12 protein-coding genes and 1 tRNA gene are annotated in these 14,191 nt (G+C 65.3%); 9 read left to right on the top strand and 4 right to left on the bottom strand.

Going from position 1 to position 14,191, the window contains the following annotated elements:
- Positions 1 to 433: 433 nt before the first annotated feature.
- Entirely contained in the window at positions 434 to 1,594 is a 1,161-nt protein-coding gene (locus tag ACFOHJ_RS07585) for a porin (RefSeq protein ID WP_378219878.1), read from the top strand.
- Between the two features lie 353 nt (positions 1,595 to 1,947).
- Positions 1,948 to 3,906, top strand: coding sequence for an oxidoreductase (locus tag ACFOHJ_RS07580; RefSeq protein ID WP_378219877.1), 1,959 nt, complete (start codon positions 1,948 to 1,950; stop codon positions 3,904 to 3,906).
- 19 nt (positions 3,907 to 3,925) lie between these two features.
- On the opposite strand, the gene ACFOHJ_RS07575 is transcribed toward ACFOHJ_RS07580, so the two are convergent.
- Both ACFOHJ_RS07575 and ACFOHJ_RS07570 read right to left on the bottom strand, forming a co-directional pair.
- Complete coding sequence (locus tag ACFOHJ_RS07575; RefSeq protein ID WP_378219876.1) at positions 3,926 to 4,285, bottom strand: DUF167 family protein; 360 nt, start codon at positions 4,283 to 4,285, stop codon at positions 3,926 to 3,928.
- Positions 4,282 to 4,572, bottom strand: coding sequence for a YggT family protein (locus ACFOHJ_RS07570; RefSeq protein WP_378219875.1), 291 nt, complete (start codon positions 4,570 to 4,572; stop codon positions 4,282 to 4,284). Before ACFOHJ_RS07570 ends, ACFOHJ_RS07575 begins: the two co-directional genes overlap by 4 nt.
- Positions 4,573 to 4,762: 190 nt before the next feature.
- On the opposite strand from ACFOHJ_RS07570, the gene ACFOHJ_RS07565 reads away from it, so the two are divergent.
- A tRNA-Ala gene (locus tag ACFOHJ_RS07565) sits at positions 4,763 to 4,838 on the top strand.
- Between the two features lie 177 nt (positions 4,839 to 5,015).
- Positions 5,016 to 6,197 (top strand): glycosyltransferase 87 family protein, encoded by a 1,182-nt coding sequence (locus ACFOHJ_RS07560; RefSeq protein ID WP_378219874.1) that lies wholly within the window; start codon positions 5,016 to 5,018, stop codon positions 6,195 to 6,197.
- 89 nt (positions 6,198 to 6,286) lie between these two features.
- Here the strand turns inward: ACFOHJ_RS07560 and ACFOHJ_RS07555 are convergent, their stop codons facing one another.
- On the bottom strand, positions 6,287 to 7,924 hold the full coding sequence (locus ACFOHJ_RS07555) for a GMC family oxidoreductase (RefSeq protein ID WP_449224164.1): 1,638 nt from the start codon (positions 7,922 to 7,924) through the stop codon (positions 6,287 to 6,289).
- Between the two features lie 201 nt (positions 7,925 to 8,125).
- Here ACFOHJ_RS07555 and ACFOHJ_RS07550 point away from each other — a divergent pair, with 201 nt between their 5' ends.
- From ACFOHJ_RS07550 to ACFOHJ_RS07530, 5 genes are all read left to right on the top strand, one after another.
- Complete coding sequence (locus tag ACFOHJ_RS07550) at positions 8,126 to 9,328, top strand: ABC transporter substrate-binding protein (protein ID WP_378219872.1); 1,203 nt, start codon at positions 8,126 to 8,128, stop codon at positions 9,326 to 9,328.
- Between the two features lie 14 nt (positions 9,329 to 9,342).
- Entirely contained in the window at positions 9,343 to 10,125 is a 783-nt protein-coding gene (locus ACFOHJ_RS07545) for an ABC transporter ATP-binding protein (protein ID WP_378219871.1), read from the top strand.
- Positions 10,125 to 10,835, top strand: a complete 711-nt coding sequence (locus ACFOHJ_RS07540; protein WP_378219870.1) for an ABC transporter ATP-binding protein — start codon at positions 10,125 to 10,127, stop codon at positions 10,833 to 10,835. Before ACFOHJ_RS07545 ends, ACFOHJ_RS07540 begins: the two co-directional genes overlap by 1 nt.
- A 285-nt stretch (positions 10,836 to 11,120) precedes the next feature.
- Complete coding sequence (locus ACFOHJ_RS07535) at positions 11,121 to 12,008, top strand: branched-chain amino acid ABC transporter permease (protein WP_378219869.1); 888 nt, start codon at positions 11,121 to 11,123, stop codon at positions 12,006 to 12,008.
- 1 nt (position 12,009) lies between these two features.
- Entirely contained in the window at positions 12,010 to 12,984 is a 975-nt protein-coding gene (locus ACFOHJ_RS07530) for a branched-chain amino acid ABC transporter permease (RefSeq protein ID WP_378219868.1), read from the top strand.
- Here ACFOHJ_RS07530 and ACFOHJ_RS07525 read toward each other — a convergent pair.
- Positions 12,981 to 14,156, bottom strand: a complete 1,176-nt coding sequence (locus ACFOHJ_RS07525; protein ID WP_378219867.1) for an NnrS family protein — start codon at positions 14,154 to 14,156, stop codon at positions 12,981 to 12,983. The two genes, ACFOHJ_RS07530 and ACFOHJ_RS07525, sit on opposite strands and share 4 nt — an antisense overlap.
- Positions 14,157 to 14,191 lie beyond the last annotated feature (35 nt).

The raw sequence follows: 14,191 nt of genomic DNA, 5'->3' as shown, positions 1-14,191 counted from the left end.
GAGTGAGTAAGGTCGGTCGCTTTCGTCGGAAACTGACCGTCGACGCGGCTACGATCCATGGAGCTCGAGACCCGCAAACGCAGCGGATTTTCGCATCGGGCTCGCCTCGCTTGGAATCACTCGACGGGTGAGTCGCGGTGCGAAGTGGCCGAAATCCCGCTCTCGGCCGGGGTCGGCATGCCTCATTTATTAATGAAGTGTTTAGGCCCTCCTCAAAATGTGCTGTTTCTGCAACAGGCCGAACCGATAGCACCGCGCCGGCGCTTGTCGCCGTACGAACGAGGTTGAACGGCTCCGACCGATGGGTAATGTCGGGAAAGAGGAAGCGGCGCGGACGCGCATCTTTTTCTAAGTGGGGATGGGGCAGGGAAAGCTGTCCTTCAGCAAAAAATTACCCAGACCCGTTTGTTAACTTTTGACTGGAGGTCAGAAAATGAACATTAAGAGCCTTCTTCTCGGCTCCGCTGCGGCCCTCGTCGCAGTTTCCGGCGTACAGGCTGCTGACGCAGTCGTCGTTGCCGAGCCGGAACCGGCTGAATACGTCCGCGTCTGCGACGTGTACGGCGCTGGTTACTTCTACATCCCCGGCACCGAGACCTGCCTGCGCGTTGGTGGCCTGATCCGTCAGGACATCTTCGGTGGCGATCTGCTCGGCCGCACCGACGTAGCGGACTTTCAGGACGGTGATGAGCACGACTCGTACCACTACAAGACCCGCGCTGAGCTCCGCTTCTGGACCGGCCAGGAAACCGAACTCGGCACGCTGTCGACCTATGTCAGCACCCGTTTCGAGTGGACCAACGGTGCTGCCGTTGATGGCTGGCTGAAGTACGGCTGGGTCCAGCTCGGCGGTCTGCGCCTTGGTAAGGACGAGTCGGCCTTCGACGCATTCAGCGGCTACGCTGGCAACGTGATCCAGGACTCGCTGATCGGCTACGGCGGCGACTTCGACACCAACCTGATCAGCTACACCTTCGACGCCGGCAACGGCTTCTCGGCGATCGTCTCGCTCGAGCAGGGCTACAACGGCGAAGATGGTGGCCTGGTGCTGCTCCCCTCGGGCAACATCGGTTTCGTCCCCAGCAACGTCATCAACAGCTATGTCCCGCACATCGTCGGCGGCATCAAGTACACCCAGGGCTGGGGCAGCGCGTCCTTCGTCGCTGGCTATGACAGCAACTACGAGACCGTCGCCCTCAAGGGTCGTCTCGGCGTCAACGTCGGCTCGAACGTCGAACTGTGGGTGATGGGTGCGTGGAGCAACCACAAGTACGGTCGCGATGGCTTCGCTACCGACCACGACTTCTACAAGAACTGGGATGGCCGTTGGGCTGTCTATGGCGGCGGCACCTACAAGATCAACGAAAAGACCTCGTTGAACGCCCAGCTGTCCTATGACGCCAGCAAGACCTTCGCTGCTGCGGCCAACGTGTCCTACGACATCGTCCCCGGCTGGAACGTCACGGCTGAAGTTGACTACGTCAACCAGAAGAACTGGCATGCCGGTGATGTTGGCTTCGTCGGCGCTGCGACCTCCGCTCATGAAAAGGGCGACGCCTGGGGCGTGGCGGTTCGTTTCGACCGCGCGTTCTAATCAACGCTTCATCGTCTGATGGAAAACCCGGCGGGCAACCGCCGGGTTTTTTCTTTGTGCGAGGCCGGCTGTCGCCGCGCGCTGCATACCCCCACCCCCCCGACCCCTCCCCTCAAGGGGGAGGGGGACTTGGTACCGCGCTCCCGCTTCCCCTCCCCCTTGTGGGGAGGGGTCGGGGGTGGGGGTACTGAAGCCCACACCTCCCGCGCCCGTCCTTCCGGTTTCCGCCACGCGGCCCCGGCATGACGTGAGCAGGAGGCCCGTTGCCGGGCATGCCGGCATTGCGCTACAAGGCGGGTAGCCAAGCGCTCCGTCCTGTCTTCGCAGGCGTTCGCTCAGCCTTGTGAGGGTGCATGACCAGCTTTCCGCATCTTTTTTCACCGATCCGGGTGGGCAAGATGGAGGTTCGCAACCGCATCCTCTCCACAGGCCACGACACGGTCATGGCCCATCACGGCCATGTCACGGATCAACTGATCGCCTATCAGGAGGCGCGCGCCCGCGGCGGGGTCGGCCTCATCGTCGCCCAGGTGTCCGGCGTGCACGAGACCGCGCGCTATACCTCGCATATCCTGATGGCCACTGACGACGACGCCATCCCCGGCTATGCCCGGTTGGCCGAGGCCGTGCACCGCCATGGCGCGAAGATTTGCGGCCAGCTTTTCCATCCGGGCCGCGAGATCATGGAAACGCAGGACGGCACGGCGGCCGTCGCCTATGCGCCCTCGGCGGTGCCCAATGCTCGCTTCCATGTCATGCCGGTGCCGCTGTCCCTGAAACTGCTGCGGGAAATCGTCTCCGGTTACGGCGATGCTGCTGCCCGGCTGATGAAGGCCGGGTTCGACGGCTGCGAGATCGTTGCCAGCCACGGCTATTTGCCCGCCCAGTTCCTCAACCCGCATGTCAACCTGCGCGAGGACGCCTATGGCGGGAGCGTCGAGAACCGGCTGCGCTTCCTGCGCGAGGTGGCTGCCGGTATCCGCGCCAAGACCGGTCCCGATTTCGTGGTCGGGCTGCGCATCACCGGCGAGGAGCACGACAGCCAGACGCTTGAGACGGCCGAGGTGCTGACCTTCTGCAAGATGCTCGATGGCGACGGGGTGATCGATTATTTCAACGTCGTCGCCGGCACCTCGGCATCGCTGATGGGGGCGGTCCATATCGTGCCGCCCATGTACTATTCCGGCGGCTATTCCGCGCCCTTTGCGGCCGCGCTCAAGACGATCGTCGGCAAGCCGGTGTTCGTCGCCGGCCGCATCAACCAGCCGCAGATCGCCGAACAGGTGCTGGAGACGGGGCAGGCCGACATGTGCGGCATGACCCGCGCCATGGTCTGCGATCCCGACATGCCGGAGAAGGCGAAGGACGGCCGCGTCGACGATATCCGCGCCTGTATCGGCTGCAACCAGGCCTGCATCGGCCATTTCCACAAGGGCTACCCGATTTCCTGCATCCAGCACCCGGAAACAGGGCGCGAACTGACGCTGGGGATGAAGACGAAGGCGACGTTGCGCAAACGGGTGATCGTCGCAGGCGGCGGCCCGGCCGGCATGAAGGCGGCCGCCGTCCTGGCCGAGCGCGGCCATGAGGTGGTGCTGCACGAGGCCGAAGCCCAACTGGGTGGCCAGGCCCGGCTGGCGCAGCTTCTGCCGGGGCGCGCCGAATTCGGCGGCATCATCACCAACCTGCAGCGCGAGATGGAACTGGCCGGCGTCGTCGTGCAGCGCCGCTCGCCGGTCACGCGGGCGCTGGTCGAGGCGGCCGGCGCCGACGCCGTGGTGATCGCAACCGGCGGCCGGCCGCACCGGCCCGCCATGGAGGGCGGCGAGGACAGCCATGTCGTCGATGCCTGGCAGGTGCTCACCGGCCAGGCCAATGTCGGCGCCAGCGTCGTCATCGCCGATTGGCGGGCGGACTGGATCGGCATGGGGCTGGCCGAAAAGCTGGCGCGCGACGGCTGCCGGGTGCGGCTATGCGTGGAAGCCGTCGCGGCGGGCGAAACCATCCACGGCTATGTCCGCGACACCATGGTCGCCAACCTGCACCGGTTGGGCGTCGAGATCGTTCCCTATGCGCGCCTCTACGGGGCCGATGGCGCGACCGTCTACATGGAGCACGCCGCCTCCGGCGAGCCGATGATTTTCGAGGACGTCGACACGCTGGTGCTGTCGCAGGGGCACGATCGCGTTGCCGAACTGGAAGCCGAACTCGACGGTTTTTCGGGCGAGGTTCACGTCATCGGCGATGCGCTGACGCCGCGTACCGCCGAGGAGGCGGTGCTTGAGGGTCTCAAGGCCGGGCTCGCGATCTGAGAGGCGGGGCAGAAGAGGCTCAACCGCCTTCGCCTGACGGCTTTTTGCCATCCGGCTGTCCGGCCAGCGCCGCCAGAACCTCCGCGAGATTCGACGGGTCGCCGCTGATATGCAGGGTCTTGAGCCGGGCCGCGCCACCGGCGCTGACGGAAACGCTCGACGCCGCTACGCCGAGCGCCTTGGCGACCAGCTTTTCCAATGCGGCGTTGGCAGCGCCCTTTTCCGGCACGGCGCGGACGCGCGCTTTCAGATAGCTGTGCCCGTCCGCCGCGGTTTCGGCGCCCTCGAGCCGGTCCTGCGCCGATTTGGGCGTCAGCCGCACGAACAGGTCGATGCCGCCGCCGCGCCGGCGCCAGCAGGAAGGGCCGGGGCTCGTCAATAAAAGGCGAACCGGACGGTGCTGTCGAGGAAACGCTGCAGGAAGAAGATGACCAGGAGCACGATGATGGGCGAGATATCGATGCCGCCGAGGTCGGGCAGGAAACGGCGAATCGGCCGGTAGACCGGCTCGGTCAGGCGGTAGAGCACCGTGCCGATGTTGTTCACGAAGGCGTTTCGCGAATTGACCACGTTGAAGGCGAACAGCCAGGAAAAGATGGCTGACGCGATGATGATCCACCAATACAGGCTGAGCGCGTAGATGAGCGTGTCGATAAGCGCGTTCATTAAAGGCTCCGTTCGATGAGCGACATGTAGCCATTGCCGGGGAAGCGGGCAAGACCCTTGCCGCTCGCGCCCGGTGCACTGTGGTGCGCGCGGTAGGGTAGACCGAAGTCGTGCGATGAAATCGGCGAGCGGACGCGCAGGCCGCTTGACAGGCGCCAGCCGCACCCCATAAATGCGCCATCCGCTGAACGGGGCTGTAGCTCAGCTGGGAGAGCGCGTCGTTCGCAATGACGAGGTCAGGGGTTCGATCCCCCTCAGCTCCACCAGCGGATTTGGACTGTGTGCCTGGCGATTTCCCGGCTCACTCACCAGTTTCTGCACCACTCCCGTATCCTTGCGAAAGCCCGTTTGTGAAGGTGCTGTACCGAAGGCGCCGGTCCGTGATATGCGCTCGCGGCAGGCAACTTGGGTAAAATTCGCCGTCGGCGGGGGCAATATCGACCATGGTGGGGTTCAGGCGCGTCTGGTCCGAGAGGATGGTGGATTGGGGTGGGCTGATCCTGTGGGTGACCAGCTTCCTTGTCATCCTGGTCATTTCGAGCCTTGCGCCGGACCACCGGTCGGTGATCCCCGCTTATCGGCATGGCGCCGCGGCGTTCGCGGCCGGCCAATCGCCCTATAATCTCGATCTCGCGGTCGGCTATCTTTATACGCCGGCTTTCGCGGTACTGTTCATGCCGTTCGCCAAGCTCGGCCCCTTTGCCGGCGACCTTCTCTGGCGGTTGCTGGGTTTTGCCGTGCTAACCTGGGCGGTGATGCGCCAGATCGCTCGGCTCCAGCCGTCGAACCGGATCTGGATGCTGTCCTATGCCGTGCTTCTGGCCCTGCCTGTATCGGCGGGTGCGATGCGCAACGGTCAGGCGACGGTGTTGCTGACCGGGGCATGCTGGCTGCTCATGTTGTCGGCGCTGGACGGCAAGCGGGCCGAAACGCTTTTCTGGGCCACGCTTGCCCTCGTCGCCAAGCCGACGGCGATCGTGGTGCTGCTCTTGATCGGCGTCTTGAGGCCGAAGCTCATTCCGATGCTGCTTTTGTCGGTGCTTCTTCTGCTGGCGATTCCCTATGCCTTCGGGCCGGCGGACTACGTGACCATGCTTTACGAGGATTTCGCCAGGCTGATGACGTCGATGTCGCTGCACCGGTCGGTGGCGTTCCAGCCCGCCGATTTCACCGCGCCGTTCACCGCCATCGGGATGCCGCTGCCGGAGACGGTGGCGACCGGCATCCGCCTCGTTGCCGCGCTTGCCACGCTGGGGCTGGTCGTCTGGTACGACCGCAAGCTGGACCGCAAGACCAGCAGGCTCGCCATCTTCCTGGCGGCCTGCTTCTACATGTGCATCTTCAATCCCCGCGTCGAATACAACACCTTCATCATGCTCGTCCTGCCGGCCGGGGTCGCGATCGCCGTCATGTGGGAGAACGGAAGCAGGGGATGGCTGCATGCCGTCCTTGCCGCGCTGCTGTTCCTGGCTGGCCTTACCGGTTTGTTCGGACAGGTGCACGCCTTGATCCGGCTTTGGTTCCGGCCGATCGTCATGATCGTCGTCACCGTGCCGCTTCTATGGTGGTTCTGGGTGAATTTTCGCACCAGGTCCTATCCCGCCGCGCCGGCCGCCGCGGCCTGAACGGTCGGGACTCTTCCGTCGTCCAGCCTTCGAGCGTGGCGTAGCGGACATGGGCCGCCCGCCTTTGCCGACGGCGGGAGCGTAAAGGATCAGGCCGACAGGATCATCTCGGAGGCCTTTTCCGCGATCATCACCGTCGGCGCATGGGTGTTGCCGGAGACGATGGTCGGCATGATCGAGGCATCGACCACGCGCAAGCGCTCGACGCCGTGAACCTTCAACTCGGGATCGACCACCGCGGCCGCGTCGTTGCCCATCCTGGCGGTGCCGACGGGGTGGAATATGGTGGTGGCGATGTCGCCGGCGGCGCGCGCCAGATCGTCCGGGCTGCTGATATGCGTGCCAGGCTTGAATTCCTGCGGGGTGTAGCGGCGCATGCGCTCGGTTGCCATCAGCCGCCGCGCATGGGTGATCGATTGCGCGGCGATCTCGCGGTCGCCGTCGGTGGACAGGTAGTTGGGCGCGATCGCCGGGGCCTGGCGCGGGTCGGCGTTGCGGATGCGCACATGGCCGCGCGATTCCGGCCTCAGGTTGCACACCGAAACCGTAATCGCTGGGAAGGTGTGCAGCGCCTCGCCGAACTTCTCCAGCGACAGCGGCTGGACGTGGAATTCGATGTTCGGCGTGTCGAAGCGCGGGTCGGAGCGCATGAAAATGCCGAACTGGCTCGGCGCCATCGCCATCGGCCCGGACTGCCACAGCGCGTATTCGAGCGCGATGCCGGCCTTGCCCCACAGGCTCGCCTGCCGCTCGTTCAGCGTCGCCGCGCCCTGGATGCGGAAGGCGGTGCGGATCTGCAAGTGGTCCTGGAGGTTTTCACCGACCCCCGGCAGGTCGCGCAGCACCTCGACGCCGTGTTCCCTGAGCAGCGGCGCGGGCCCGATTCCCGAAAGCTGCAACAGTTGCGGCGAGTTGACCGCGCCGGCCGAAAGCAGCACCTCGCCCGCTGCCCTGGCCCGTGACAGGCGACCGTTCTCGCCGCGAAACAGGATGCCGGTGGCGCGGTGGCCCTCGAACAGGATGCGCTCGGCCTGGGCATGGGTGGCGACGCGCAGGTTGGCGCGCTTGCGCACCGGGCGAAGGAAGGCGCGCGCCGCGGAAAAACGCACGCCGTGGCGCTGGTTGACGTCGAAATAGCCGGCGCCTTCGTTGTTGCCGGTGTTGAAATCGTCGGTCGCCGGCACGCCGAGTTCGCCGGCCGCCTCGCGCACCGCATCGAGGATCGGCCAGTGGAGCCGCTGCCGCTCCACGCGCAGCGGCCCGCCCTGGCCGTGGTTGGCGTCGTTCAGCGCATAGTGGTCTTCCGAGCGCCTGAACAGCGGCAGCACGTCGCTCCAGCCCCAGCCCGGATTGCCGAACTGGCGCCATTGGTCGTAGTCGCGTGCCTGGCCGCGCATGTAGATCATGCCGTTGATGGACGAGCAGCCGCCCAGCACGCGGCCGCGCGGATAGGAAAGCGAGCGGCCGTTGAGGCCCTTTTCCGCCTCCGTGCTGTAGCACCAGTCGGTGCGCGGATTGCCCATGCAGTAGAGATAGCCGACCGGGATATGCACCCAGTGGTAGTTGTCCTTACCACCGGCCTCCAGCAGCAGCACCCGGTTCTTCGGATTGGCGCTCAGCCGGTTGGCGAGCACGCAACCGGCCGAACCGGCGCCCACGACGATGTAATCCCACTCGCCGAAATCGTCGGCGTCACTGCCGTCCCGGCCATGCACTGCGTTGCCCATGCGCCTATTCATCGCCAAAATTGTCCGCTCCGCAATCGGGGAGGCGGCAAAAATACGGTATTTTATCTCGCTAAACGATATTATACGCCGCAGCCTCGGTTCCGTTCTTGACGAGGGCACGGCTGTTCCTCATTCTTCGAGAGGTATCATGCAGCCTCCGCCGCCGCTTGACGACGCGCTGCGTTAAGGGAGGACAACCAAGTGCGACTGACAACCCTCGTTTCCGCGGTTCTTTTGGCCACCACCGCCATTCCCGCCACGGCAGCCGACATTTCGGACGGCAAGGTCAAGATCGGCATCCTCAACGACCAGTCCGGCGTCTATGCCGATTTCGGCGGCAAGTGGTCGGTGGAGGCGGCCAAGATGGCGGTCGAGGATTTCGGCGGAAAGGTACAGGGCTCGCCGATCGAGATCGTCGATGCCGATCACCAGAACAAGCCCGACATCGCTTCCAACATCGCCCGCCAGTGGTATGACACCGAGCAGGTCGACGCCATCATGGAATTGACCACCTCGTCGGTGGCGCTCGCCGTGCAGGGCATTTCCAAGGACAAGAAGAAGATCGACATCGTCACCGGCGCGGCGACGACGGACCTGACCGGCAAGTCCTGTTCGCCCTATGGCTTCCACTGGGCCTATGACACGCATTCGCAGGCGGTAGGCACCGGCGGCGCGCTGGTCGAGGCGGGCGGCGATAGCTGGTTTTTCCTGACCGTCGACTACGCCTTCGGCTATTCGCTGGAAGAGCAGACATCGAAATTCGTGAAGGAAAAGGGCGGCAAGGTTTTGGGCTCCGTGCGCTACCCGCTCGGCACCACCGACTATTCCTCCTTCCTGCTGCAGGCGCAGTCTTCGGGCGCCAAGGTCATCGGCCTCGCCAATGCCGGCCTCGATACGTCGAACTCGATCAAGCAGGCGGCTGAATTCGGCATCGTGCAGGGCGGGCAGCGGCTGGCGGCGCTGCTGTTCACGCTGGCCGAGGTGCATGGCCTCGGGCTTCAGGCCGCGCAGGGCGTGGTGCTGACCGAAGGCTTCTACTGGGACCGCGACGACAAGAGCCGCGAATTCGCGCAGCGCTTCTTCGAGCGCACCAAGCGCATGCCCAACATGATCCAGGCCGGCACCTATTCGGCGGTGCTGCAATATCTGAAGGCCATCGACAAGGCCGGGACCGACGAAACCGAGGCGGTCGCCAAGGAACTCCATTCCATGCCTGTCAACGACGTCTTCACCGAGAACGGCAAGGTGCAGAGCGACGGCAACATGGTCCACGACATGTATCTCTATCAGGTGAAGAAGCCCGAGGAGAGCAAGAAGGACTGGGACTACTACACCTATCTCGCCACCATTCCGGGCGACAAGGCGTTCCTGCCCGCTTCGGAAAGTGGCTGCGACCTCAAGTGACGGCGGCCACAAGCGTGGCCACGGCAACGGACGATAGCGAAAATGGGCCGCGGGTGGTGCTTTCCGCCCGCGGCCTGCGAAAGGATTTTGCCGGCTTCACCGCCGTCAACAATGTCGACCTCGACGTTCATCACGGCAAGATCCACGCGCTGATCGGCCCCAACGGCGCCGGCAAGACGACCGTCTTCAACCTCCTGACCAAATTCCTGGCGCCGACCGGCGGCAGGATCGAACTGCTCGGCCGCGACATCACCCGTACCTCCGCCGCGCGGGTGGCGCGCATGGGGTTGGTGCGCTCGTTCCAGATATCGGCGATTTTTCCGCATCTGAGCGTGCTCGACAATGTGCGGGTCGCGCTGCAGCGGCCAGGCGGGCTCGCCACCCAGTTCTGGCGCTCGCTGGGCGCGCTCGACCGACTGACGCCGCGCGCGATGGAACTCCTGGCCTCGGTCGGCCTCGACGGCGATGCCGAGCGGCTTGCCGGCGACCTCTCCTACGGCCGCAAGCGGGTGCTCGAAATCGCCACCACGCTCGCGCTCGATCCCAAGGTGCTTTTGCTGGACGAGCCGATGGCCGGCATGGGCCATGAGGATGTCGGCACCGTTTCCGACATCATCCGAGCGGTGGCGAGGGACCGCGCCGTGCTGATGGTCGAGCATAACCTCACTGTCGTCGCAGACCTGTGCGACTGGATCACGGTGCTGCAGCACGGCGAGGTGCTGGCCGCCGGCGACTACGGCACGGTGAGCCGCGACGAGCGGGTCAAGGTCGCCTATATGGGAACGGAGCAAGCCTGATGGCCGGGAACGCGCCCCTGTTGTCGGTCCGCGGCCTCAATGCCTGGTATGGCGAAAGCCACGCGCTGCACGGGGTCGACCTGGAGGTCTTTCGCGGCGAGACGGTCACGTTGCTTGGCCGCAACGGGGTCGGCAAGACCACGACCTTGCGCTCCATCGTCGGCCTGATCCGCAAGCGCACCGGCGAGATTGGCTTCGACGGCCACGACCTGATGCACCTGCCGCTGCACCGAACCGCTTATGCCGGCATCGGCTTCGTGCCGGAAGAACGCGGCATCTTCGCCACGCTGACGGTGGACGAGAACCTGGTTCTGCCCCCGGTGGTAGCCCCGGGCGGCATGAGCGTGGAAGAGATTTTCGAGCTGTTCCCCAACCTGAAGGCGCGCCGCAACAGCCAGGGCACGAAACTGTCCGGCGGCGAGCAGCAGATGCTGGCGATCGCGCGCATGCTGCGCACCGGCGTCACCATGCTGCTGCTCGACGAACCGACCGAGGGGCTGGCGCCGGTCATCGTGCAGCGTATCGGCGACCTGCTGGCGGAACTCAAGGCGCGCGGCATGACCATCCTGCTGGTGGAACAGAATTTCCGCTTCGCCAGCCGCATCGCCGACCGCTTCTACCTGATGGAGCACGGTAAGGTGGTAGGCGGCTTCCCGGTGGCGGAACTGTCGTCGCATATGGCCGAACTGCACGAAGTGCTGGGGGTGTAAGGACGCCATGACGGAGAGGTTGTCGATTGCATTACCCCCACCCCTCACCTTTCCCCACAAGGGGGATTTTGCGGCAGCGCGACTTGCACTGGTCAGGCCGGGAAAAACGCTGATGCCGGTGTCCCCCTTCCCCTTGTGGGGAGGGGGCAGGGGTGGGGGTAATGAAGCCCGCGAAGGCGGCAGGTTCTCCAACTGCAGCAGCCTTGCCACGAAGGTGCAAGGGGTGTCCCATCCATCCGCCCCGGCTGCTTGCTGGCCTGCGGTTTCGACGGAGACCAGCGTGCCATGACCATGATCTTCGGAATCCCCCTGCAGGCCTTTCTCGGCCAACTGCTGGTCGGCCTCATCAACGGCTCGTTCTACGCCATGCTCAGCCTCGGGCTGGCGATCATCTTCGGCATGCTGCAGATCATCAACTTCGCCCACGGCGCTCAGTACATGCTGGGCGCTTTCGTCGGCTACCTGCTCCTGGTCAATTTCGGCATCGGCTACTGGCCGGCGCTGATCCTGGTGCCGGTGCTGGTTGGGCTGTTCGGCATGGTGCTGGAGCGGCTCGCCATCTCCCGACTCTACGGCGTCGATCCGCTCTACGGGCTGTTGTTCACCTTCGGCCTCGCCTTGGTCCTCGAGGGCGTGTTTCGCTACTATTACGGGGTGTCGGGCAATCCCTATTCGGTGCCGCCGCTGCTTTCCGGCGGCATGAATCTCGGCTTCATGTTCCTGCCGATCTATCGCGGCTGGGTGGTGGTGGCTTCGCTCATCGTCTGCTTCGGCACCTGGGCGCTGATCGAAAAGACGCGCCTCGGCTCCTACCTGCGCGCGGCGACAGAGAACCCGCAACTCGTCCAGGCTTTCGGCGTCAACGTGCCGTTGCTGCTTACCCTCACCTATGGGCTGGGCTCGGCGCTGGCCGGGCTTGCCGGCATCCTGGCGGCGCCGGTCTACCAGGTCAGCCCGCTGATGGGGTCGGACCTCATCATCGTCGTCTTCGCCGTCGTCGTGGTCGGCGGCATGGGCTCGATCCTCGGCGCGATCGTTACCGGCTATACGCTGGGGCTGGCGGAGGGGCTGACCAAGGTCTTCTACCCCGAGGCTTCCAATCTCGTCGTCTTCGTCATCATGGTGATTGTGCTTCTGGTCCGGCCCGCCGGCCTGTTCGGAAGGGATGCCTGACATGGTCGAGGTCACGCTTCAGGAAGCCCGCGCCCGTCGCTCCGAGCGGCTGGAGTGGACGCTGGTGGCGATCGGCATCGCCGCGCTCTTGGCCGGTCCCTTCTTCGTTTACCCGATCTTCCTGATGAAGATGCTGTGCTTCGCGCTGTTTGCCTGCGCCTTCAACCTTCTGCTCGGCTATACGGGCCTGCTGTCGTTCGGCCATGCCGCCTTCTTCGGCGGCGCGGCCTATTTCTGCGCCCATTCGGTCAAGGTCTGGGGCTGGCCGCCGGAAGCGGGCATCCTGCTCGGCACCGCCGGCGCCGCCGTCATGGGCCTGGTCATGGGCTTCTTCGCCATCCGCCGGCAGGGCATCTATTTCGCCATGATCACGCTGGCGCTGGCGCAGATGTTCTTCTTCTTCTGCGTGCAGGCGCCCTTCACGCAAGGCGAGGACGGCATCCAGGGCGTGCCGCGCGGCGCTTTGTTCGGCCTCGTCGACCTGCGTGACCCGCTCAACATCTATTACGTCGTGCTGGCGATTTTCCTGCTCGGCGTCTTTGCCATCTGGCGCATCGTCAATTCGCCCTTCGGCATGATCCTGAAATCGATCCGCGAAAACGAGGCCCGCGCCACCTCGCTCGGCTATTCGGTCGCCAACTACAAGCTGGCGGCCTTCGTCATGTCGGCGGCGCTGTCCGGGCTGGCCGGCGCCACCAAGGCCATCGTCTTCCAGTTCGCCACGCTGACCGACGTCACCTGGCAGATGTCGGGCGAAGTGATCCTGATGACGCTGCTCGGCGGCATCGGCACGATGGTCGGGCCGATCGTCGGCGCCGGGCTCGTCGTCGGCCTGCAGAACACGCTCGCCACCTCCGGCTTCCCGGTGACCATCGCCACCGGCGCGATCTTCATGATCTGCGTGCTGGTGTTCCGCCGCGGCATCGTCGGCGAGCTTTACGCCCGCCTGCTTCGGTCGTCCGGGCCGAAGAGCTAAATGCGCGGCCGCAGGATCATCGGGCCGTAGAGGACGCCAAAGCCCAGGAAGGCCAGCGCCCAGGCGCAGGCAGCGAGGTGGATGGCCCAGTCGCCGGGCAGGCCGAGCGCGGCCGCGATGCGGATGGCCGCCGCGGCGACGACCGCCGCGAACACGAAGCAGCCGGCCTTTCTGGCGGCAAGCGCGCGTCCGGTGTGGCCGAGCGTGGCGCGCACCATCACCGCGAGCGTCATCGTGCCGATCGCCCCGGCGCCGAAGGCGTGGATGCCGGCGGCGGGCGAAAGCGTTTCCGGGTAAAGGGCGGCGAGCCCGGCGAGAACAAAGCCGAGCGGCACGAACAGATAGGCGACGTGCAGGATGAGGACCAGCGGATCGCGCAAGGTGCGCTGGCCGGCCCAGCGGCCGAGACGCCAGAGGTTGGCGACGCCGGCTGCCAGCAGGGCAAGCCCCGTCGCCGGCCATTCCGGCAGCAAGGCCCATGCGGCCAGCGCCAGCGCAGACAGGCCGATGGCGGCGGCGTCTAAGCGGTTGAACGGCACCGGCAGCCGGCCGGGATTTTCGCGCACCAGCCAGTTGCGGGTGAAGCTTGGAATGATGCGCCCGCCGATGATGGTGATCAGCAGGATCGCGGCGCCGATGCCGAGCCGGCGGCCGATGTCCGAGATGCCGGCGAAATGCGCTTCGCCGTGGAACAGGATGTTGGCGGCCAAAAGCACCGTCACCGGAACGAGCACCTTGAGGTTGCGCCAGTTGCGGCCGGCGATGATCTCGGTCGCCGCCGCTGCGGCAACCGCCAGCAGGAAGGCGCAGTCGATGACGCCGGCCGCAAGCCAGCCGATCTGGCCTGAAAAGAAGACGGCGAAGCGGCCTGCCAGCCACAGGAGCACCAGCCCCAGCAGCGGCATGCCCTGCACCGGCAGCCGGCCGGTCCAGTTGGGAATAGCGGTCAGCAGGAAGCCGGTCATCACCGCCGCCAGATAGCCGAACAGGAGTTCGTGCACGTGCCAGTCGACCGGTGCGAACAGGCTGTCGATCTGGAATTTCCCGTAGAACAGCGGCAGCCACAGCAGGATGGCCAGCCCGGCATAAAGCGAACCGAAGAGGAAGAACGGCCTGAAGCCGTAGGATAGGATCGCCGGGTAATTGCCGGGTCTGGTGCGGGGGATGGCCACGCTCGGGTTCTTTCAAGGGCCGGATGCCGGCCATG

The sequence above is a fragment of the Aquamicrobium soli genome (assembly GCF_042646345.1).
Taxonomy (GTDB): Bacteria; Pseudomonadota; Alphaproteobacteria; order Rhizobiales; family Rhizobiaceae; genus Mesorhizobium; species Mesorhizobium soli_A.
The sequence above is the reverse complement of the archived record's forward strand: the minus strand, read 5'-3'. Positions and strand labels throughout refer to the sequence as shown.